We start from the raw sequence: 20619 nt of genomic DNA, 5'->3' as shown, positions 1-20619 counted from the left end.
TTCCTGACGCGGTGCCGCCTGATTTGGCAAAACGGAGTCCTGTACTAGGCAAATCCGTGGTGCCCCCATGCGTCAACTCTCGCTGGCCGATCGCGGCCAAACCGTCTCCCTGGATCGCTCGCCCGACGATGTCGCCCCGACCTGCCTCGGTGTGGCACGGCTGGGCAGCCTGCAGACCGCTGGCAGCAGCTTCACTGTCTGGATGCAGGTACGTGGCAGTTCCTGGGTGGAAGCCAAGGAAGGGCGTTTCCGCCTGCGCCAGGGGGAGTGGATCGCCTTCGAGAAGGAATCGCGTCCACTGGTGCAGGCAGGTCGCAACGGGTTGTGCATTGGCCTGAACCTGACCGTCGAAGCCCTTCGCGTGCTGACCGAGATGGCCGACTGCGGACTGTATGCCGGTCGTGGCCGGATGAACCGCGGCGACGCCCGTGTTGCCCTGCGGCTGTGGCGCGATGCGCTGGCCAGCGGCCAGCCGGCCCAGGCGCTGCGCCCGCTGCTGCTGCACCTGGCGGGCCTGCAGCGCGGACTGGCCGACAACGTGCAGCGCTGCCCGGGCCGCTCGCGCAGCCGCAAGCGCCAGGTGTTCGGCCGCATGCAGCGTGCCCGCCTGTACCTGGAAGGCAACAGCCACCGGGTGGTGCGCATCGGCGAGCTGGCCGAGCTGACCAATTTCTCCAGCTGGTACCTGTCCAAGACCTTCCAGAGCCTGTACGAGGAAAGCCCGCAGTCGCTGTCGGCGCGGCTGCGCCTGGAGCGGGCCGCCGATCTGCTGCGTGACACCGACATGATGGTCGGTGAGGTCGCTGCGGCCAGTGGTTTCGACAACTGCTGCAGCTTCGCGCGTGCGTTCCGTGCCCGCTACGGCCAGTCGGCTTCGCGCTTCAGGGAGAACGGCGGCTTGCTCCCGCCACATTCTGCAAAGTCTCCGGTTGGTTCGCGCAAATACAGCGCTGCAACGCAATCGTAACGTGCTGGGGTGTTTTAACACGCTGCTAACACGTACCTTGGAGAGATTGATGAACGTTCGTAATCCCGCAGTGCGGTTCGGCTTGCTGCCGGCCGGCATCGCGCTGGCGCTGGCGCCGGCCTTTGCTTCGGCTCAGGAAGCAAAGGGCACCACCGACCTGGACCGCATTTCGGTCACCGGCTCGCGTATCCGTGGCGCCAACATGGAGACGCAGCAGCCGATCCTGACGATGACCCGTGAATCCCTGGAAAAGCAGGGCTTCTCGAGCGTCGCAGACGTGCTCGGCAACCTGACCTCGGCCGGTTCCCCGGCCATCTCGCGTTCTGAATCGCTGGCTTCCGGCGAGAACGTGGGCGGCTACTACGTCGACATCCGCAACCTGGGCGCCGCGCGTACCCTGGTGCTGATGAACGGCAAGCGCCTCGGCGCGACCACCTCGGGCCTGCAGGATCTGAGCCAGATCCCGATGTCGGCCGTGGAGCGCATTGAAGTCCTGAAGGACGGCGCTTCCTCGATCTACGGCTCGGACGCGATCGCTGCCGTGGTCAACGTGATCACCCGCAAGAACTTCGATGGTGGCGAAGCCAATGTCTACGTCGGCCAGTACAGCGACGGCGACGGCGATACCCAGCAGTACTCGATGACCCTCGGCGCCCGCGGCGAGCGCGGCAGCCTGACCCTGTCGGCCGAGTACTCGAAGATGGACCCGGTGTGGGCCAAGGACCGTTGGTACAGCCGTGATGGCGCCAAGGGCCCGAACTCGGTCGCCGCCGATGGCAGCCCGATCAGCCAGTTCGGCAGCTGGTGCAATCCGACCCAGGTCGATTGCTCCGACTCCAAGACCGCCGTGTGGAAGACCCTGAACCCGGGTGGCGATCCGAAGAACCCGAATGACTACCACGTCATGACCCCGGCGGAGTACGCCAACTCCAACGAGCAGATGACCCTGCTGACCGGTGTCAAGCGCAAGTCGCTGTACATCAACGGTACCTACGACTTCACCGATTCGATCAGCCTGAACACCGACGTGCTCTACAACGAGCGCCAGACGTTCCAGCAGATCGCAGGCTATCCGTTCCAGTCCAGCGCCTGGGACCAGCCGCTGGCCGGTGACAGCGCCTTCAACCCGGTCGGCCAGGACGTCAATGTCCGTCGCCGCCTGTGGGAAGTGCCGCGCACCACCGACAGCCAGATGAAGACCCTGCGCTTCGCTCCGACCATCAGCGGCTTCTTCGAGCTCGGCGGCAAGACCTTCGACTGGGATGTCGGCGCACTGTGGAACCGCAACGAGACCATCAAGCGCAACCGTGGTGACATGAGTCTGATCAGCGCCGGGCAGGCGATGGGCACCTCGTTCATCGATGCTGGCGGCGTGGCACGCTGCGGCACCGCGGCCAAGCCGATCCTGGGCGATTGCCGCCCGTGGAACCCGTTGCTGCCGTACGGCGCAAATGGTCAGGGCTCGCTGGCCAACCAGGAACTGCAGGACTTCCTGTTCCCGACCTACACCACCCGTGGTGAGACCAAGACCACCAGCTTCAACGCCAACCTGGCCGGTTCGATCGTGACCCTGCCGGCCGGCGACCTGGGCTTTGCTCTGGGTGTCGAGCACCGCAAGGAAGAAGGCAACTACGTGCCGGACGCCTTCGCGCAGTCGGGCATGTCCACCGGCCTGGGCCAGAAGCCGACCAAGGGTCAGTACGACCTGAACGAAGTCTTCCTGGAACTGAACGTGCCGATCCTTGCGGACAAGCCGTTCGCCAAGGAACTGACCCTGAACGTTGCCAGCCGTTATTCGGACTACAGCAACTTCGGTGGCACCACCAACAGCAAGTTCGGCCTGACCTGGCGTCCGCTGGATGAACTGCTGGTCCGCGGCACCTACGCCCAGGGCTTCCGCGCTCCGACCATCAACGATCTGTACGGTGGCCTGAGCTCGAGCTTCGAGCGTTACATCGATCCGTGCGCCGTTGGTGCTCCGGGTAGTGTTGCTGGCAACGCGGCCTGCCTGGCCGGCGGTGCTCCGGCCAACTACGTGCAGCTGGGCCAGGGCAACGTGCCGTGCGCCACCCTGCCGTGCCAGTCGGGCGACCAGTTCGTCTCCGGTGCCAACCCGAACCTGAAGCCGGAAACCTCCAAGAGCACCACCTTCGGTGTGGTGTGGAGCCCGCGTTGGGTGCAGGGCCTGGACCTGTCGCTGGATTGGTACAAGTACGAAATCAGCGACATGATCATCGCTGACAGCGTCGACCGCATCCTGCGTGACTGCTACGTGCTGGGTAACTCGGCCCGTTGCGGCAGCGTGACCCGTGCGGCCGATGGCCACATCAGCGGCATCACCTACGGCACCGCGAACCTCGGCAAGATGAAGACCGAAGGTTACGACGTCGGCGTCAAGTACCGCCTGCCGGAACTGGCCATCGGTCAGTTCAACATCGATTGGCAGACCAGCTACACCGCCAAGTACGACGAGCAGGCCCAGAACAGCGCCGGCGACAACATCATGATGGGCCGCGTCGGTGAGTCCGGCGACACCACCGTGTTCCGTGTCCGTTCGAACCTGGGCGTCAACTGGCAGTACGGTGATTTCGGTGTGAACTACACCGCGCGTTACTACTCGGGCCTGCGTGAGTCGTGCATCTCGATCGGCTGCACCGATCCGGATCGTTACGCTTACGGCGAAAAGGCTCCGGTGCGTCGTACCGGTTCCAATACCTTCCACGACCTGCAGGTCAGCTGGAAGGCACCGTGGGATGCCACCATCGCCCTCGGTGCGAACAACCTGTTCGCGCACAAGGGCCCGCTGATGTACTCGGCACCGAACTCGAGCTTCGCTTACTACGGCGGTTTCGATGTCGGTCGCTTCCTGTACATGAAGTACACCCAGCGCTTCTGATAGTTCGAAGTGCAATCGCAGTAACAGGAGGGCGGGCCGCAAGGTCCGCCCTCTTTTTTTGTAGGGAAACTCCGAAGCATGTTGGAAGGTGAGCGAAGTCACGATCCTGCTGTGTCGTAATCAACACAGTTAAGGGGTCCACTTCCGGACGCCTGCACATGGAGAGAGCGATGAAGAGCACGCTGTTGCACAAACTGTCTGCTGCTGCACTGATCTATGCAACATTGGTGGGGGCGGTGTTCGCCCAGACCGGTGGCGTCTGCGGTGGTGGACTCTACTGCGAAGAGTTCCGGCAGCAGTGCCTGGCCGCAGGCAAGTCGAAGGTGCTGTGCGATCTGCAGTATCGTCATTGCGTGCAGGACGCCTGCGGCGCGCGTTGATGCATAAAAGGCGCGCCTTTGCAGGCGCGCCTTTTATTGGTCCTGCCAGTGTGATGGAGAGACTCAGGCCTCTCCTGGAATCAGTCCCATCAACGCATTGGCATGCTCGCGCCACTGCGGCAGCTTGTTGAGTACGCCCGCGCGCTGCAGGTAGTCCTCGTCCACCGGGTCGCCATTGACCAGTGCCAGCGCCACATGCACCGCGCCGGTTACCCAGAAGCTGCGGGTGCTGGCACGCTGTGGCTGCAGGTGGAACGCCACCGCTTCGATGATCGGCATCGGCAGTCCCCACAGACCAAGAAGGTAGGCGCCAGCTTCGGCGTGGCCTGGGCGGGTATCGCCAGCCAGCGACGGCTCGGTGCGCTCGTTGCGTACACCCGGCAGCAGCAGGCCGATATCGGCCAGCAGCGCGGCGGTTGCGCCCAGTTCGGCACTGGATTCGGGCAGCAGGCGTGCGGCCAGCCGCGAGGCGAGCAGGGCACGTTGCTGCAGCGAGTTGCGTTCGGCCGTGGACAACGTCGGTGCCGAGAACACTTCGCTGGCCAATACCAGGTCGCGCAGCGTCGACAGGCCGAGGCGTGTCACCGCCGTGCGCAGGTCGGCAATGGTGCGGCCCTGGCTGAAGAACGCCGAGTTCGAAAGCTGCAGCACCTTGGCGGCAATCGCGGGATCGGCGGCAACCAGCTTGGCCACGTCGGCGCTGTCGGCATCGTCGTCGTGTTCCAGCGCCTGGGTCAGGCTCAGGTACAGGTGCGGCGGCGACGGCAGCTTCTCGATGCGGCCGATGGCACCGCGCAGGCGGGGGCTGTCCAGTACCTCGCGCAGCTCTTCCAGGCTGGTCAGTGCCTCCAGCAGCACTTCCGGCGCCAGCGGCAGTGGCAGGAAGCGGTGGGCGACACCGATCAGGCGCGCCGGCGGCGGACGGTTGCCATGCTGGGCATCCACCAGTGCGATACGGATGGTTTCCGGGCGCAGCGTCCGGATCTGGCCGAGCAACGTGGTTGCATTGAGGTCCGGCAACTGCGGACAGACAATCACCGCATCCACGCCCTGCGTAGCCACCGCGGTCATCGCGGTCTGGCCATCGGTGGCGGTCAGCGGCTGCCAGTCTTCCCCAAGATCGGCAATGAATTCGGTCAGCTCGGCCGGCAGGCTGGCTGCATCCCCAACAAGCAGAATACGCACGACACATTCCCCTGGCTGTCTCGACGATGGATGTCGACGACGTGTGAAGTGACGCAATTTACCTAATACGGCGGCACGTGTGATGTGCCGCAGTCATGAAACGTGACCCGCATCGCTCCGACGGCCTGCGCCGGAGCGATCCGGTTCAGGCTCAGGCCTTGCTGTCGAGATGGCGCTGGTGCGCCTCGATCAGGATCTGCTTGGCCTCAGCGGCGCCGCCCCAACCGTCCAGCTTGACCCACTTGCCCTTCTCCAGGTCCTTGTAGTGCTCGAAGAAGTGGCCGATGCGCTCCAGCCAGTGGCTGGACACCTGGGCGATGTCTTCCACGTGGGCGTAGCCACTGAAGATCTTCGAGACCGGCACGGCCAGGATCTTCTCGTCGCTGCCTGCCTCATCGCTCATCTTCAGCACGCCGACCGGACGGCAGCGCACCACCGAGCCCGGTACCAGCGGCAGCGGCAGCACCACCAGCACGTCGGCCGGGTCGCCGTCGCCGCACAGGGTGCTTGGCACGTAGCCGTAGTTGCACGGGTAGCGCATCGGGGTCGACAGGATACGGTCGACGAAGATCGCGCCGGTTTCCTTGTCCACTTCGTACTTCACCGGCTCCGAGTCCTTCGGGATCTCGATGATGACGTTGATTTCTTCCGGCGGGTTCTTGCCGGGCGAGACGAGTTCCAGACCCATGGTCGTGCTCCAGGTGGGGGATATAGACGGATAGCCCCCCATTTTATGCCTTTGCCGGGCGCTGTGCAGGGGGCGGGGCCGACAGCACGGCGCGGCAGTGGCCCACCCTTGCGGGAGGTGTTGCCCGATGGGGTTGTCGGGACGCCGGGTGCAGGCTGGAACCCTCTTCCCGAGGAGCTCCCGCATGAAAGTGTCTGCCCTGCCGATCGGCCTGACCTGCGCGCTGCTGATGGCGCCGTCGGTACAGGCGTTTCCCTATGTCGATCTGATCGACTACCCGCACCAGGAGGCCAACTGGGACCGCTTCTTCGCCCTGGAAGGCCGGTTGCAGCATGGTTTCGACGCCATCTGTGGCGACACCTTCTGCGAGGGCGAGTACAGCGACATCCGTGCCCTGCGCCTGCGCTGCTCGGTCGATGCGGTGCGTGGCACGGTGCACGAGTGCCTCTGGGCATTTGCCGCCAGTGACCTGGCTGTATCGCGGAATGACGGTGCGATCGTGGCCCGGCAGCCGACCTGGCTGTGCCGGCTGCCGCTCATGCCGGGCACGGCGGTGGAGGCCTTCCATGCCGCCCTGACGGCTCGCAATCCGCTGCACGATCCGCTGCCAGGCACGTCGCAAAGCGCCTACGACGGATTGACCGAGTGCATTCACTGATGAGAACGTGACTGATTCGTATTTACGGAGTAGCATGCGCGGCGCCTTCCGTCTGTCCTCCCGGCCTCGCGCATGTCCTCCAATGCCGCCACCCTCACCGAACTGCTGATCCGCGAGCGGCCGGCACTGCTGCGCCGGGTGCAGCGCATCCTGGGGGGCGACAACGGCGCCGAAGACGTGATCCAGGCGGTGTGGTTCAAGGCGCGTGGGGTCGACGACAGCCAGGCCATCGACAACCCACGGGCCTATCTGTACCGGCTGGCCGCCAACCTGGCCACTGACCACGGCCGCGAATCGACCCGCCGCAACCGCCTGCTCGCAGACCATTACCTGTGGGGGCCGGACGAGGTGATCTCGACCGAAGAGCAGGCGATGGCACAGGACGAACTGCAGCGGGTGCTGGATGCCGCCGGCCACCTGCCGGAGCCGACCCGCACCATTTTCCGCCTCAACCGCCTGCAGGGCCTGACCCAGGCCGAGATCGCACGCCGCCTCGGCGTGTCGGTGACCACTGTCGAAAACCACGTGCGCTCCGCGCTGCAACGCCTGGCCTGGGCGCGCAGCGGCCGATGATCGACCCGGCTTGGGGCAGGCCTTCGCTGAAACGTCTTGATTACTGGACCGTGCATGCGGTCTAGTTTCTCTGCCCGCGCTTGAATGCGCCTCTCTGCCAGCCGATGAGCCCGCCGAACACGCTGCCCGCCGCCAACGACGATGCCCTGGCCGAACAGGCCCGGGGCTGGATCGCGTGGTTGGCGTCGGGCGACATCAGTGATGCGCGCATGCGCGACTTCGAGTGCTGGCTGGCACTGCCGGGGCATCGTCGTGCCTTCGAGCACGAGCGTGTGCTGTGGCGCAGTGCCGGGCCGCGTCCGCCACAGGCCGCGACGATCGTGCGGCGCCGGCCGCAGCGCCTGCGGTGGGCGATGGCCGCCGCTGCGGCGCTGGCGATGCTGGTGGTGTGGCCGGAAGCCTGGCTGCGTGCGCAGGCCGACCATCGAAGCACGCATGTCGTACAGAACGTGCAGCTGCCCGATGGCAGTCGCGCGGTGCTGGATGCCGACAGCGCGATCGCCGTGCGCTTCGATGCGAATGCGCGCCAGATCGAGCTGCTGCGTGGCCGCGCCTGGTTCGAGGTCAGTCCGGACGCGCAGCGGCGTTTCAGCGTGCGTGCCGGCAATGGCGTGGTTGAGGATATCTCCACCGCGTTCACCGTTGCGCGAGGCGATGACCGGGTGGAAACCCAGGTCGGGCAGGGCAGGGTGCGTGTGGCCAGCCCGGCCGACGGTGGCTGGACCTATCTGCAGGTGGGGCAGCGTGCGGTCTATGGCGAGCGCAGTGGCGTGACGCGGCTCGATGACGTGGCCGCTGACAGCGTCGGCGCCTGGCGGCAGGGTGAGCTGTTGCTGGAGCAGGCCAGCGTCGCCGACGCGGTGCGAGGGGTGGGGCGCTATCGTGCCGGCCCGACCTTCGTACGCGGTGATCTGTCGCGGTTGCCGGCGGTCAGTGCGGCGTTGCGCATCGATCGTCCGGAACAGGCGCTGGACGCGCTGGCGGCAACGGCAGGTTTGCAGGTCACCCGCCTGCCGCTCGGGATCGCCATCGTCCACCCGTAGATCCTCGCCATTGCCCGTGTGCCGACCAACGGTAGGCACCCACCGCGACAACCCGGGATACACCTTCAACTGCAAATCCCTCTTGGGGTTGTCGCCACCCCATCCGTCTTACCCCGCGAACGTACCCGCCGCCGCCACGTACGTCGCCGTGTCCGCGCCTGCCGCGGATGACGCCGCGCCCGCGGCTCCGATTACCTGACAGGTTCCCCCATGTTCGACTCCCATCGCCCGGGCCGCGTGCTGCGCCCGTCCCGCCTGTGCATCGCGTTGCTGGCTGCCGGCCTCGCCAGCGCTGCACCATCGTCCGTACTGGCGCAGAACGCCAACAACGGCCATGCGGCCATGCAGCGTTTCGACATTCCCGCGCAGCCGCTGGATGAAGCGCTGCGCAGCTATATGCGCCAGTCCGGGGTGCAGGTGGTGTATCCGGCTACGCTGGCCCAGGGCGTGAGCTCGCACGCGGTCAGTGGCAACCTGTCTTCCGATGAGGCCCTGGCCCGCCTGCTGCAGGGCAGTGGCCTGGCGGTGCGCCGGGTCGGCGCCGATGCGGTCACCCTGGAGGCGGCATCCCCAGCGCAGGCCGACAGCGGCGTGATCGTCACCGACACGCTGAGCGTGGCCGGCGACCGCGTCGACAGTGGCGCGGCCAGCGATGAGGCGCGGCTGCTCGACAGCTACCGCAGCGTGGGCTCCACCACCACGCTCAATCGCACGCATCTGGAGCGCTTCCGCGGTACCTCCAACGGCGACATCGTCAAGGGCGTGGCCGGCGTCACCGCCGGTGATCCGCGCGTGGGCAACGGTTTCGACGTCAACATCCGTGGTATCCAGGGCCAGGGCCGCGTGCCGGTGATCATCGACGGTGGCCAGTCGAGCATGGACACCTACCGAGGCTACGCAGGCCAGTCGCAGCGCAGCTACCTCGATCCGGACCTGATCTCCAGCCTGACCATCACCAAGGGCCCGAGCCTGCAGGCCAATGCCTCCGGTGGCATCGGCGGCGTGGTCGAGATGGAAACGCTGAAGATCGGCGACGTGCTGCGCGAAGGCCGTGACTTCGGCGTACGCGTGCGTGGTGGCCTGGCCAACGCCAGTGCCAACAACCTGCCTTCCTACAGTGCCGCGCCGCGCAGCGATCGCAGTGCCACCGGCAGCCAGTTCTTCAACGTCGCCGCGGCTGGTCATTGGGATCGTTTCGATCTGGTCGCCGCCTATGCCTACCGTGACAATGGAAACTACTTCTCCGGAAAGCACGGCTACGACGATTTCCCGCAGACCCGGCGCACGCTGGCACCGCTGAATCCGCCGCGTACCGAGGTCTTCAATACCTCGGCGCGCTCGAAGTCGGCGCTGCTCAAGGGCACCTGGCGCATCGACGATGCACAGACGCTGGAAGCAGGCTATCGCCGCTACGAAGGCACCGCCGGCGAGATCATGGCATCGCAGATCATCCGTGTGGATCGCGACCGCATCCCGCAGTGGGATCCGGGCCACGTTGACATGGACAGCTACACCCTGCGTTACCGCTTCAACCCGGACAGCGAGCTGATCGACCTGCGCGTCAATGCCGCCTACACCGACACCGACAGCGTGATGTACAACAGCCTCACCGGCATCACCCCGTGGTACTTCGATCGACGCACCGAGTGGTACGACGCGCCCAGCTTCAGTGGCGACCCCGGCTACAAGGATGCCTACCGCAATCCGCTGCGACAGAAGCGCTTCGGCCTGGATGCCAGCAATACCTCGAAGTTCGACACTCGTGCCGGCGCGTTCACCCTCGACTACGGCCTGTCCTACAGCGACGAAGACATCGCGCCGGGTAGTTCGGGGCCGGTCATGCACGACGATCTGATCAACAACCGTTTCCTGCGCAACGCCGAGCGCAAGGAATACAGTGCCGTGGCCTCGCTGAAGTGGCAGCCCGATGAGCACTGGGAACTGCTGGCCGGCGGCCGCTGGAACCGGGTGGACGTGCAGGACCGCAACCGCTTGGCCACGCCCGATGCCTATGAGGTGCAGGGCCAGTACCGCTACACCGAACTGCTCAACGGCAACCCGGCGCTGCCGTCGTGGCGTGCCAAACGCATCGCGCTGCTGAACTGGTATCCGGATGCCAACGGCAACTTCACCCAGGCATCGCTGCTGGCTTCACCGTACAAGAAGGGTACGGTGGGCGACATCGGTGGCTGGAACTTCTACGACGCCGGCAAGGCGCAGGACCTGGAGGTGCCGGTCAGCTGGACCTGGTCGCAACCGATCCGCCGTCGTGACACCGCGTTCTCGCCGACCGCCAGCGTGGCCTACCGCTTCAGCGAAGACACCATGGTCTACGTGAAGTACGCCGAAGGCACCAAGCTGCCGAGCCTGTTCGAGACCACGCTGGGCCTGTTCACCGCCGCCAAGCCGGTCGGCGAGCTGAAGCCGGAGCGTGCGCGCAGCTGGGAAATCGGTGCCAGTACCATCCGCTACGACCTGTTCACCGCCGGCGACCGCCTGGCGCTGAAGCTGGCCTACTTCGATACCCGCATCGACGATCTGATCACCCGCGACTACCGCACGCTGTCGGCCGGCCTGATCCGCAACGTCGATCAGTTCAAGGTCTCGGGCATGGAGTTCCAGTCCAGCTATGACAGCGGCAAGGTGTTTGCTGATCTGTCCGCGCACTACTACTTCAAGGCCAAGACCTGCGCACCGGACATCGCCGCCGAGCGCCGTGCCTATGGTGCGCAGCGCAAGAACGATGAGCTGGCCAATACGCCCAACTGCGTGGACGGCGGCTTCGAGGGCTCGTATACCAACACCCAGAACCCGCCGCGCTACATGGTCAACCTGACCCTGGGCTCGCGCCTGTTCGACGAACGCCTGACCTTCGGTACCCGCGTGGTCCACAACGCCGGCCCGATCAGCAAGCTGGACAAGGACTGGAACGTGGGCCTGTCGGCGATCCAGCAGCTGTACCGGCCGACTACCCTGGTCGACCTGTTCGCCAGCTGGAGCTTCAACGACCAGCTGTCGGTGGAAGCGGGCGTGGACAACGTCACCGACCGCTACTACCTGGATCCGCTGGCGCTGGGCGTGATGCCGGCCCCGGGCCGTACCGCGAGGCTGGCGCTGACCTGGAAGTACTGATCGGTCGCGGATGAGTGGTGGGGTCGGATCCCTTTCCTGCGGAAAGGGCTCTGCCCCCATCGGGCCCCGACCGCCCTCGGTGGGTGCGGACCTTGGTCCGCACCGCTTCTGCCGTGCAATCGCCAGCGCCGGGCCATGCCCGGCGTCTGCTTACAGCCCGGTGGCAGCCTTCACTGCATCTTCGTGCAGCGACTCGTTCAACTCATCCACCACGGTGCTCCACGCCGCGTCGGCCTGCAGCGATTCGGACAGGAACTGGCGCTGGGCGTCGTTCCAGTAGGTCGCCTCGGCCACCTCCACATCGGTGGCCAGCTGGTGCTCGCGGATGAAGCGGGCGATGCCCTCGGCGCTGGCGTCCAGGCCCAGCTGCAGGAACAGGTTGGTCATGCGCGGTTCGGTGGTGATCATCATCGGTTCCGGGTGGAAGAAGGGACTGGCCCATTATCGGTGCACATGGGCTTGGGGAAAGCCCCGTGGCGAACGTCTACAGCAGGACGACCCCCTTGGCATTCCCCCATGAACGCACACATCGCCCCTGAAGACAGCCGCAGCCTGCGGCTCAAGGCCGCCACCCGCGACAGCCACGGCGCGTTGGACAAACGCATCATGGCCGGCGACATCTTCGCTGACCGCGGCAACTTTGCCCGTTTCCTGCGCGTGCAGTACCGCTTCCACCGCAGCATCGATGCGCTGTATGCCAACCCCGCGCTGGACGCACTGCTGCCCGACCTCGGTGAGCGCCGCCGCCTTACACAGGTGGCACGCGATCTGCAGGACCTGGAGCAGACCCTGCCGGGGGCCGACATCGCGGCGTTGCCGTCCGATCTGGAGCTGCCCGCTGCATTGGGGTGGCTGTATGTGGCCGAGGGCTCCAACCTGGGCGGCACCGTGCTGTACAAGATGGCTGCCAAGCTCGGCCTGGACCGCGATTTTGGTGCCCGTCACCTGGCCGCGCACCCGGATGGCGCGGCGCGCCACTGGCGTGAGTTCACCGCTGCGCTGGATGCGGTGCCGCTGAGCGCCGAGCAGGAGCAGCAGGTGATCGATGCGGCGGACGCCGCCTTCCGCAGCGTGCACGGCCACGTTGAAGTGGAATTCGCCTGATGGACACCTTCTGCGTGCAGGCGCACGGCTGATGCGCTGGCTCTGGTTCGCGCTGGGCTGGGTGATGGTCGGGCTCGGGGTGATCGGCGCGCTGCTGCCGGTGATGCCGACCACCATCTTCCTGATCCTGGCAGTGGGCTGCTTCGCACGCAGTTCACCGAAGTTCGAGCAGCGCCTGCTGGCGCATCCGCGTTATGGCCCGTCGCTGCGTCTGTGGCGCGAGCAGGGTGCGGTATCGCGCAAGGGCAAGGCGTTTGCCAGCGCCGGCATGGCAGTGGGGTTCGCCCTGTTCTGCTGGGGCGCGCACCCGTCGTGGCGGCTGCTGCTGGGCGTGGGCCTGTTCTTCGCGGTCAGCGCCGGCTACGTGCTCAGCCGCCCGGCACCGCGGCTGGAGCCCAATCCGGTCGTGGAAGTGGACGACGCCAATGATCCGCGCACGGCCCGCCGCCGTGCAGCGACCCCTGATGCTGATGGAAAACGAGACGATGCTGCCTGCTGACCTGGCCCCCGTGGCTGCCCCTGCACTGACGCCCTGGGGCATGTATCTGGCCGCCGACGTGGTGGTGAAGACAGTGATGATCGCGCTCGCGCTGGCATCGCTGGCCACCTGGACCGTCCTGTTGGCCAAGGGCTGGGAGCTGGCCCGCCAGGCACGGCAGCTGCGGGCGGCGCTCGCGCTGTTGCTGCAGGCGCCGAGCCTGCCCGGCGAGAGCGCCGACGCCAGTGTTCAACAGGGCACCGCATTCGCCATGCTGGACGCAGCGCGCACCGAATTGCGCCTGTCGCAGGAACTGGATAGTCGCGACGGCATCAAGGAACGCATTGCCTCGCGCCTGGACCGCATCGAACTGGAGACCGCGCGCATGCAGCGACGCGGCATCGGCGTGCTGGCCAGCATCGGCGCGGTGGCGCCGTTCGTCGGCCTGTTCGGCACGGTGTGGGGCATCATGAACAGTTTCATCGGCATCGCGCACAGCAACACCACCAACCTGGCGGTGGTTGCACCCGGTATTGCCGAGGCCTTGCTGGCGACCGCGCTGGGCCTGGTCGCAGCGATTCCCGCAGTACTGGTCTACAACCATTTCAGCCGCGTGCTGGCCGGCCTGCGTGGCCTGCTCGGCGATCTGTCGGCGGCGGTGCAGCAGCTGGTGTCGCGTGACCTCGATCGTGCCGTTCCGCGTAACGCAGCGGCGCCGCTGCGTGCCGTGCACTGAGGCGCGACGATGGCGATCAGGACCGCGTCCGACCGTGACGACGCGCCGGAAGAAGCGCACGAGATCAACGTCACGCCCTTCATCGACGTGATGCTGGTGCTGCTGATCATTTTCATGGTGGCTGCACCGCTGGCCACCGTATCGGTTCCGGTGCAGCTGCCGGCCAGCAGCGCCAGTGCCACGCCGCTGGAACAGGCGCCGGTGTATGTGACCGTGCAGGCTGATCTGTCGCTGCGCGTTGGCGAACAGGCCGTCGCGCGCGACGGGCTGGCGGCTGCATTGCAGGTGGCCACTCACAGTGACACCGAGCAGCGCATCTTCCTGCGCGCCGATACCCGTGTGCCCTACGGCGAACTGATGGCGACGCTGGATGCATTGCGTGCGGCGGGTTACCTGAAGGTGGCGCTGGTCGGCCTGGAGCAGGGCACGCGATGAGTGGACTGCGGCGCTGGGCGACCAGCCTGGCGATCGTGCTGCTGGTGCATGCGCTGTTGATCGGCGCGGCCTGCTGGTGGGCGGCGCGCGCACCGGTGCTGTCTGCGACGGCCCCACCTGCCGCGCTGATGCTGGAACTGGCGCCGATGGCACAGGCACCGCCGGTGCCGCCGCGCGAGGTCGCCACCGGGCCACTGCAGCAGCAACAGCAGCGGCAGGTGCCGAAACCGGCCCTGCGTGAGCTGCCGAAGGCGCCGGTGCAGCCGCAGGGCGACCTGCCACCGGCGCGTACACCGGAGCCGACGCCGTCGCCGGACAGCGCTGACGCCAACGTCGCGCAGACCAGCGCACCGCCGCAGGTGGCGGCCGACGCGGCCGCACGCTACACCGCACCGCAGACCACGGCCGGCGAACGCAGTCGCGCCGAGGCAACCTGGGAAGGGCGCCTGCTAGGGCATCTGCAGAAGCACCGGCGCTATCCGCGCCAGGCCGAGCGGCTGCGCCAGCAGGGCGTGGTCTATGTGCGCTTCGCAGTGGCCCGCGATGGCACGGTTTCCAGCCTGAAGCTGGGCCGCAGCAGTGGCTTCGAACTGCTCGACCAGGAGACGCTGGACACCGTGCGGCGCGCCAGCCCGTTGCCGGTGCCTCCGGCCGAAGTGGCCGGTGACCCGGTGGAAGTGATGGTGCCGGTGTCGTTCTTCCTGCGCGGGCGGTGACCTTGTAGAGCCGATCCGATGCTCGGCTGTTCTCCGATCCCGCGAGCCCGTTGAGCCGAGCATGGGCTCGGCTCTACAGGGGGCCTTACAGCAGCGGCACCAGCAGCAGCGCCACGATGTTGATGATCTTGATCAGCGGGTTGATCGCCGGACCGGCGGTGTCCTTGTAGGGATCGCCGACGGTGTCGCCGGTCACTGCCGCCTTGTGCGCCTCGCTGCCCTTGCCGCCGAAGTGGCCATCCTCGATGTACTTCTTGGCGTTGTCCCAGGCGCCGCCGCCGGTGGTCATCGAAATGGCCACGAACAGGCCGGTGACGATCGTGCCGATCAGCAACCCGCCCAGCGCACGTGGCCCCAGCAGCAGGCCGACCACCACCGGTACCGCGACGGGCAACAGCGAGGGCACAATCATTTCGCGGATCGCCGAGCGGGTCAGCATGTCCACCGCACGGTCGTACTGCGGCTTGGCAGTACCCTGCATGATGCCGGGGATCTCGCGGAACTGGCGCCGCACTTCCTCCACCACCGCGCCGGCGGCGCGCCCAACGGCTTCCATCGCCATCGCACCGAACAGATAGGGAATCAGACCGCCGATCAGCAGGCCGATGATCACCGTGTGATCGCTGAGGTCGAAGCGGAACTCCTGGCCGGGATTGGCTGCCTGCAGGTTGTGGGTGTAGTCGGCGAACAGCACCAGCGCGGCCAGTGCCGCCGAGCCGATGGCATAGCCCTTGGTCACCGCCTTGGTGGTGTTGCCCACTGCATCCAGCGGATCGGTGATGTCGCGGATTTCCGAGGGCAGCTCGGCCATCTCGGCGATGCCACCGGCGTTGTCGGTGATTGGCCCGTAAGCATCGAGGGCGACGATCATGCCGGCCATCGACAGCATTGCAGTGGCAGCGATGGCGATGCCGTACAGGCCACCCAGCGCGAACGCACCCCAGATGGCCGCGCACACCGCGATTACCGGCAGCGCGGTGGACTTCATCGAGATGCCGAGGCCGGCGATGATGTTGGTGCCGTGGCCGGTGGTCGATGCCTGTGCCACGTGCTGCACCGGCTTGTACTGGGTGCCGGTGTAGTACTCGGTGATCCACACGATCAGCCCGGTCAGGACCAGGCCGATCAGCGCGCAGCCATACAGCGCGATGGGGCCGTGTACGTTGTCGGCCATCAGCCCGGTGGTGATCGGGTAGAACGCGATGGCCGCCAGCACGCCGGACACGATCACGCCCTTGTACAACGCGCCCATGATGGAACCGCCCGGCTTCACCTTGACGAACAGCGCACCGATGATCGAGGCGATGATCGATACGCCGCCCAGCACCAGCGGATACAGCACGGCATTGGCACCGGCTTCGGCCAGCATCAGGCTGCCCAGCAGCATGGTGGCGATGACGGTGACCGCATAGGTTTCGAACAGGTCCGCTGCCATGCCAGCGCAGTCGCCGACGTTGTCACCAACGTTGTCGGCGATCACCGCCGGGTTGCGCGGGTCATCCTCGGGAATCCCGGCTTCGACCTTGCCGACCAGGTCGGCGCCGACGTCCGCGCCCTTGGTGAAGATGCCGCCACCCAGGCGCGCGAAGATCGAGATCAGCGACGAGCCGAACGCCAGCCCGACCAGAGCATGCAGCGCCTGGTCCATCTGCAGGCCCATGCGCAGCAGCAGCGCGTAATAGCCGGCCACGCCCAGCAGGCCCAGCCCGACTACCAGCATGCCGGTGATCGCACCGCCGCGGAAGGCGACGTCCATCGCCGCGCTGATGCCGTGTCGTGCAGCCTCGGCAGTGCGCACGTTGGCGCGCACCGAGACGTTCATGCCGATATAGCCGGCTGCACCGGACAGCACCGCACCGACCGCGAAGCCGATTGCGGTGTACCAGCTGAGGAAGATGCCGACCAGCACGAACAGCACCACGCCGGCGATGCCGATGGTCAGGTATTGGCGGTTGAGGTAAGCGCGTGCGCCTTCCTGGATCGCGTTGGCGATCGCGATCATGCGCTCATTGCCGGTGGGTTGGCGCAGGATCCAGCGCGCCGAGACGATTCCGTACAGGATCGCGAGAATGGCGCAGCCCAGCGCCAATGACAGCCCATGACGTTCCAGCATTAGACCCCTCCGCAGAATGGATGGACAAGCATCCAGTGGCGATGAACGGCACCACGAGGGGGACGACGGGCTGCAGCCTGGAACCAACCCGTACCGACCTTGGTGGTCGTCCGACGTATGGCGGTGTTCAGCATTCCCTGGTGCCCGCAGTATGCGTGCACCGGCCCCGGGATGGTAGCGCCGGGCCGCGCCTCATGGCCCGCGGCCGCCATCACGACGAACGCATCGCCATGCGCGGGGAACCCGCCGCCGGGACGTGGACTGATTCATGAACCCACGAGCCTTTGCACCCCGTTAAGCCTCCCTCTGCAAGCCTGCGCACAGTCCTGAAGGAGATCCCGCATGCGCCTGTCCCTGTTGATGCTTGCCGTCCTGGCCCCGGCGATGCCCGCGCTGGCTGCCGAAACCCCCGAACTGCAGCGTGCCGTCGGTGCGCCACAGGTGGTGGGCGCGGTGCACACGCTGCGGCAGATCCCCGAGGCCTGCGCGCGCCTGGAAGGTGCATTCACCGGCCAGGCTGCCGAGCCATATCGCTTCGCGCCGGTGCGGACCAGCGAGCAGTGCCAGCCGCGCGCACGCTTCGTCGACTACGCCAAGGCGCAGCCGAGCGCGGACAAGGGCTGGAAGCTCAATGATGTGATCCGCGTACCCAATGCCGCATGCCCGGCGCAGCAGGCGGTAGTGCGGGTGTGGCGCCTGCCGGTGAACAGCACCCAGGCATTGGATGGGCAGGGCCAGTCGCGCATCTATCTGGAAGAGGCGAAGAAGCAGGCCGCTGCCGGCAAGATCCCGCAGGTGACGATGTTCGCCGCGCAGCTGCAGATGGAGGGCAAGGCCTGCAATTGAAATTGCGTGGGCGGTGTACCCACGCGGTCATCCACGGGTAGTGCCGGCCGCTGGCCGGCAACCCTGCAATCATCACTCCGCCAGCGTCGCCCCGCGCGCCACCAGCAGTTCGCGCAGCGCCGTGCGATGGCAATGCGCCTCGTCCTCGCAGTAGCACCCCACGCTGATGTCGCTGTGCTGCGACATCGCGGCCAGCAGGTCCAGCGCGTGCGCCGCATCGGGTGCCTTCATCTCGGCCTTGTAGTGGCGGAAGAACGCATTCCAGTCGGCCTCCGTCTTCGCCTCATGCGCCTGCTTCACCAGTTCCGCGCTGGGCGACAGGGTCGGGAACCACACGTCGTACCAGTCCTGCCGGGCGAACTCACTGCGCGGCACGCCACGTGGCGGCCGTCGCACCGTGCCGATGCGCAGCCCCTCACCGGGCGCACGCGGTGTACCCAGTCGAACAACACGCAATGCCATGGCAGGCCTCCATAAAAAGGGGACGGAGGGGATTAAGTCGTATCCGGCCCACTGCTGACGCTGTTGGAGATGACGGAGGGGCAGATGCGACTTAATCCCCTCCGTCCCCTTTTTCGACTCAGCCCTCGAAGGCCGGCAGCTTCTGCTTCACCGCCACGTTTTTCAGCGTCACGTACTTCGGCAGGCCATCGCTGCCATACGGCAGCGGCGCTTCGCCCTTGATCAGCGGCGACAGGTAGGCGCGTGCCTTGGCGGTGATACCGAAGCCATCGCGGCGGATGAAGCCGGCGGGCATCTTCTTTTCATGGTTGGCGATCTTCGACAACGGCGCCGCTTCGATCTTCCAGCGATACGGCGCATCACTGCTGCGCACGATCACCGGCATCACACCGTTCTGGCCCTTCAGTGCCAGCTGCACCGCGGCCTTGCCCACTGCCTGCGCTTGCTCCCAGTCGGTCTTGCTGGCCAGGTGGCGGGCCGAGCGCTGCAGGTAATCGGGCAGCGCCCAATGCACCTTCAGGCCCAATTGGTCCTTGACCCGGCCAGCCAGATGCGCGGCCACGCCGCCCAGCTGCGAGTGCCCGAACGAATCCTTGCCGCCACCGGCGTCGGCGACGAAGCGGCCATCGGCGGTAGCGATGCCTTCCGAGGCCACCACCACGCAGTAGCCGACGCGGTCGACCACGGCCTTGACCTTGGCCAGGAACACCGCCTCGTCATAGGCGCGTTCGGGCAGCAGGATGATGTGCGGTGCTTCGTCATCGCCGTTGCCGGCCAGGCCAGCGGCCGCAGCCAGCCACCCAGCGTGGCGGCCCATTGCCTCGTAGATGAAGACGCGGGTGGAGGTCTCGGCCATCGCCGCCACGTCCAGCGCCGCTTCGCGCACCGACACGGCGGTGTACTTGGCCGCTGAGCCGAAGCCGGGGCAGGTGTCGGTCACCGCCAGGTCGTTGTCGATGGTCTTGGGCACACCGATGCAGGTCAGGTCGTAGCCAGAGGCCTTGGCCAGCTGCGAGACCTTCAGCGCGGTATCGGCCGAGTCGTTGCCACCGTTGTAGAGGAACCAGCGCACGTCGTGTGCGCGCAGCACCTCCAGCAGGCGGTCGTAGCGGGCGCGGTCGGCGTCCAGCGATTTCAGCTTGACCCGGCATGAGCCGAAGGCGCCGCCCGGGGTATGGGCCAGCGCGCGGATGGCCGCGGCGCTCTCCTTGCTGGTGTCGATCAGCTCCTCGCGCAGGGCGCCGAGGATGCCGTTGCGGGCGGCCAGGACCTTGATGCCCTTGGCCCGGGCCTGCTCGATCACCGCTGCGGCAGTGGCATTGATGACCGCGGTGACACCGCCGGACTGGGCATAAAGGAGAGTACCGTTGCGCATGCTTCTACCTGCTCGGGGGAGGGGACATTGCAGGGACATTACCCGTATGCGGTAAAGTGGCGCTATTGCGGTGCAGCGATACCGGACCGTCCGGGACGCGAACCTTCTTAATTTTCAACACGTTGGAGTCAGGTCGATGCGATTGGTTCTGTTGGGACCGCCCGGTTCGGGCAAGGGGACACAGGCGACGCGCCTGAAGGAAAAGCTGGGTATCGCCCACATTTCGACCGGTGACATGCTGCGCGCGGAAATCGCTGCCGGCTCCGAGCTGGGCAAGCAGGCCAAGGCGGTGATGGACGCCGGCAACCTGGTCTCGGACGACATCCTGCTGGGCATGCTGGAGTCGCGCCTGACCCAGGCCGATGTCGCCAAGGGCTTCATCCTGGATGGCTACCCGCGCAATGTGGCCCAGGCCAATGCGATGGACGGCCTGCTGGCCAAGATCGGCCAGCCGCTGGACGCGGTGGTGCAGCTGGACGTGGCCACCGAGCTGCTGGTCGACCGCATCGCCGGTCGTGCCAAGGAGCAGGGCCGCGCCGATGACAGTCCGGAAGCGGTGCGTCAGCGCCTGCAGGTCTACAACGACCAGACCGCCCCGGTGGTCGACTTCTACGCTGCCCGTGGCACCCTGGCCCGCGTCGACGGCGTCGGTGAGCTGGACGAGATCGAAGCCCGCATCCTGGCGGCGATCAAGGGTTGAACCGGCCGGGCCGGCACCTTGCCGGCCCCCGGGCGCAAAAAAACACAGGCCTGGTCCGCGAGGATCAGGCCTGTGTCGTCTGATAGGCGCCAGCAGAGGGCTTGCTCAGGGCCCCGCAGCATGAGCTCCCTT

20 protein-coding genes are annotated in these 20619 nt (G+C 66.5%); 14 read left to right on the top strand and 6 right to left on the bottom strand.

Annotated elements, in window-relative coordinates:
• Positions 1–67 precede the first annotated feature (67 nt).
• The 3 genes from V9K93_RS05280 (at position 68) to V9K93_RS05270 (ending at position 4243) form a co-directional block, all read left to right on the top strand.
• The gene (locus V9K93_RS05280; protein WP_337302167.1) at positions 68–967 is read left to right on the top strand and encodes a helix-turn-helix transcriptional regulator; all 900 of its coding nucleotides are present in this window, start codon (positions 68–70) and stop codon (positions 965–967) included.
• A gap of 49 nt (positions 968–1016) precedes the next feature.
• Positions 1017–3863, top strand: coding sequence for a TonB-dependent receptor plug domain-containing protein (locus tag V9K93_RS05275; RefSeq protein ID WP_046983045.1), 2847 nt, complete (start codon positions 1017–1019; stop codon positions 3861–3863).
• Between the two features lie 170 nt (positions 3864–4033).
• The gene (locus tag V9K93_RS05270) at positions 4034–4243 is read left to right on the top strand and encodes a hypothetical protein (protein WP_046983044.1); all 210 of its coding nucleotides are present in this window, start codon (positions 4034–4036) and stop codon (positions 4241–4243) included.
• A gap of 63 nt (positions 4244–4306) precedes the next feature.
• On the opposite strand, the gene V9K93_RS05265 is transcribed toward V9K93_RS05270, so the two are convergent.
• Together V9K93_RS05265 and ppa are read right to left on the bottom strand one after the other, a co-directional pair.
• A complete protein-coding gene (locus V9K93_RS05265) occupies positions 4307–5428 on the bottom strand; it encodes an HDOD domain-containing protein (protein ID WP_337302166.1) in 1122 nt (373 codons plus the stop codon).
• 151 nt (positions 5429–5579) lie between these two features.
• Positions 5580–6116, bottom strand: a complete 537-nt coding sequence (ppa, locus tag V9K93_RS05260) for an inorganic diphosphatase (RefSeq protein ID WP_005410935.1) — start codon at positions 6114–6116, stop codon at positions 5580–5582.
• 184 nt (positions 6117–6300) lie between these two features.
• Between ppa and V9K93_RS05255 the strand changes: the two genes are divergently transcribed.
• The 4 genes from V9K93_RS05255 to V9K93_RS05240 all read left to right on the top strand — a co-directional run bounded on the left by V9K93_RS05255 (position 6301) and on the right by V9K93_RS05240 (position 11522).
• Positions 6301–6774, top strand: a complete 474-nt coding sequence (locus V9K93_RS05255) for a hypothetical protein (protein ID WP_337302165.1) — start codon at positions 6301–6303, stop codon at positions 6772–6774.
• Positions 6775–6846: 72 nt separating this feature from the next.
• Positions 6847–7347, top strand: coding sequence for an RNA polymerase sigma factor (locus V9K93_RS05250; RefSeq protein WP_046983041.1), 501 nt, complete (start codon positions 6847–6849; stop codon positions 7345–7347).
• 104 nt (positions 7348–7451) lie between these two features.
• Positions 7452–8390: a FecR family protein gene (locus V9K93_RS05245; RefSeq protein WP_337302164.1), complete on the top strand. Its 939-nt coding sequence runs from the start codon at positions 7452–7454 to the stop codon at positions 8388–8390.
• Positions 8391–8600: 210 nt separating this feature from the next.
• The gene (locus V9K93_RS05240; protein WP_337302163.1) at positions 8601–11522 is read left to right on the top strand and encodes a TonB-dependent receptor; all 2922 of its coding nucleotides are present in this window, start codon (positions 8601–8603) and stop codon (positions 11520–11522) included.
• Between the two features lie 150 nt (positions 11523–11672).
• Here V9K93_RS05240 and V9K93_RS05235 read toward each other — a convergent pair whose 3' ends face one another.
• Positions 11673–11930, bottom strand: coding sequence for a DUF2789 domain-containing protein (locus V9K93_RS05235; protein ID WP_046983051.1), 258 nt, complete (start codon positions 11928–11930; stop codon positions 11673–11675).
• Between the two features lie 108 nt (positions 11931–12038).
• On the opposite strand from V9K93_RS05235, the gene V9K93_RS05230 reads away from it, so the two are divergent.
• Genes V9K93_RS05230 through V9K93_RS05210 form a run of 5 tightly spaced genes read left to right on the top strand, consistent with a single transcriptional unit; the run spans position 12039 to position 14991 of the window.
• Entirely contained in the window at positions 12039–12626 is a 588-nt protein-coding gene (locus V9K93_RS05230; protein ID WP_046983038.1) for a biliverdin-producing heme oxygenase, read from the top strand.
• Positions 12627–12657: 31 nt separating this feature from the next.
• Positions 12658–13125 carry a YbaN family protein gene (locus tag V9K93_RS05225; RefSeq protein ID WP_136639591.1) on the top strand — a complete coding sequence of 156 codons (468 nt, stop codon included), beginning with the start codon at positions 12658–12660 and terminating at the stop codon, positions 13123–13125.
• The gene (exbB, locus tag V9K93_RS05220) at positions 13112–13840 is read left to right on the top strand and encodes a tonB-system energizer ExbB (RefSeq protein WP_046983036.1); all 729 of its coding nucleotides are present in this window, start codon (positions 13112–13114) and stop codon (positions 13838–13840) included. Before V9K93_RS05225 ends, exbB begins: the two co-directional genes overlap by 14 nt.
• 9 nt (positions 13841–13849) lie before the next feature.
• The gene (gene exbD / locus V9K93_RS05215; protein WP_046983035.1) at positions 13850–14275 is read left to right on the top strand and encodes a TonB system transport protein ExbD; all 426 of its coding nucleotides are present in this window, start codon (positions 13850–13852) and stop codon (positions 14273–14275) included.
• Positions 14272–14991, top strand: coding sequence for an energy transducer TonB (locus V9K93_RS05210; protein WP_337302162.1), 720 nt, complete (start codon positions 14272–14274; stop codon positions 14989–14991). The genes exbD and V9K93_RS05210 overlap by 4 nt, the downstream gene beginning before the upstream one ends.
• An 85-nt stretch (positions 14992–15076) precedes the next feature.
• On the opposite strand, the gene V9K93_RS05205 is transcribed toward V9K93_RS05210, so the two are convergent.
• Positions 15077–17104 carry a sodium-translocating pyrophosphatase gene (locus tag V9K93_RS05205; protein ID WP_136639593.1) on the bottom strand — a complete coding sequence of 676 codons (2028 nt, stop codon included), beginning with the start codon at positions 17102–17104 and terminating at the stop codon, positions 15077–15079.
• 342 nt (positions 17105–17446) lie between these two features.
• Here V9K93_RS05205 and V9K93_RS05200 point away from each other — a divergent pair, with 342 nt between their 5' ends.
• Positions 17447–17950, top strand: a complete 504-nt coding sequence (locus V9K93_RS05200) for a hypothetical protein (RefSeq protein WP_046983031.1) — start codon at positions 17447–17449, stop codon at positions 17948–17950.
• A gap of 72 nt (positions 17951–18022) precedes the next feature.
• Here the strand turns inward: V9K93_RS05200 and V9K93_RS05195 are convergent, their stop codons facing one another.
• On the bottom strand, positions 18023–18412 hold the full coding sequence (locus V9K93_RS05195) for a DUF488 domain-containing protein (RefSeq protein ID WP_046983030.1): 390 nt from the start codon (positions 18410–18412) through the stop codon (positions 18023–18025).
• A gap of 118 nt (positions 18413–18530) precedes the next feature.
• A complete protein-coding gene (locus V9K93_RS05190; protein ID WP_337302161.1) occupies positions 18531–19787 on the bottom strand; it encodes a 6-phosphofructokinase in 1257 nt (418 codons plus the stop codon).
• A 136-nt stretch (positions 19788–19923) separates the two neighbouring features.
• Between V9K93_RS05190 and V9K93_RS05185 the strand changes: the two genes are divergently transcribed.
• The gene (locus V9K93_RS05185; RefSeq protein ID WP_012512023.1) at positions 19924–20487 is read left to right on the top strand and encodes an adenylate kinase; all 564 of its coding nucleotides are present in this window, start codon (positions 19924–19926) and stop codon (positions 20485–20487) included.
• Positions 20488–20619: the final 132 nt, after the last annotated feature.

Source organism: Stenotrophomonas sp. CCNWLW162, assembly GCF_037203745.1.
Lineage (GTDB): Bacteria > Pseudomonadota > Gammaproteobacteria > Xanthomonadales > Xanthomonadaceae > Stenotrophomonas > Stenotrophomonas maltophilia_AQ.
The sequence above is the reverse complement of the archived record's forward strand: the minus strand, read 5'-3'. Positions and strand labels throughout refer to the sequence as shown.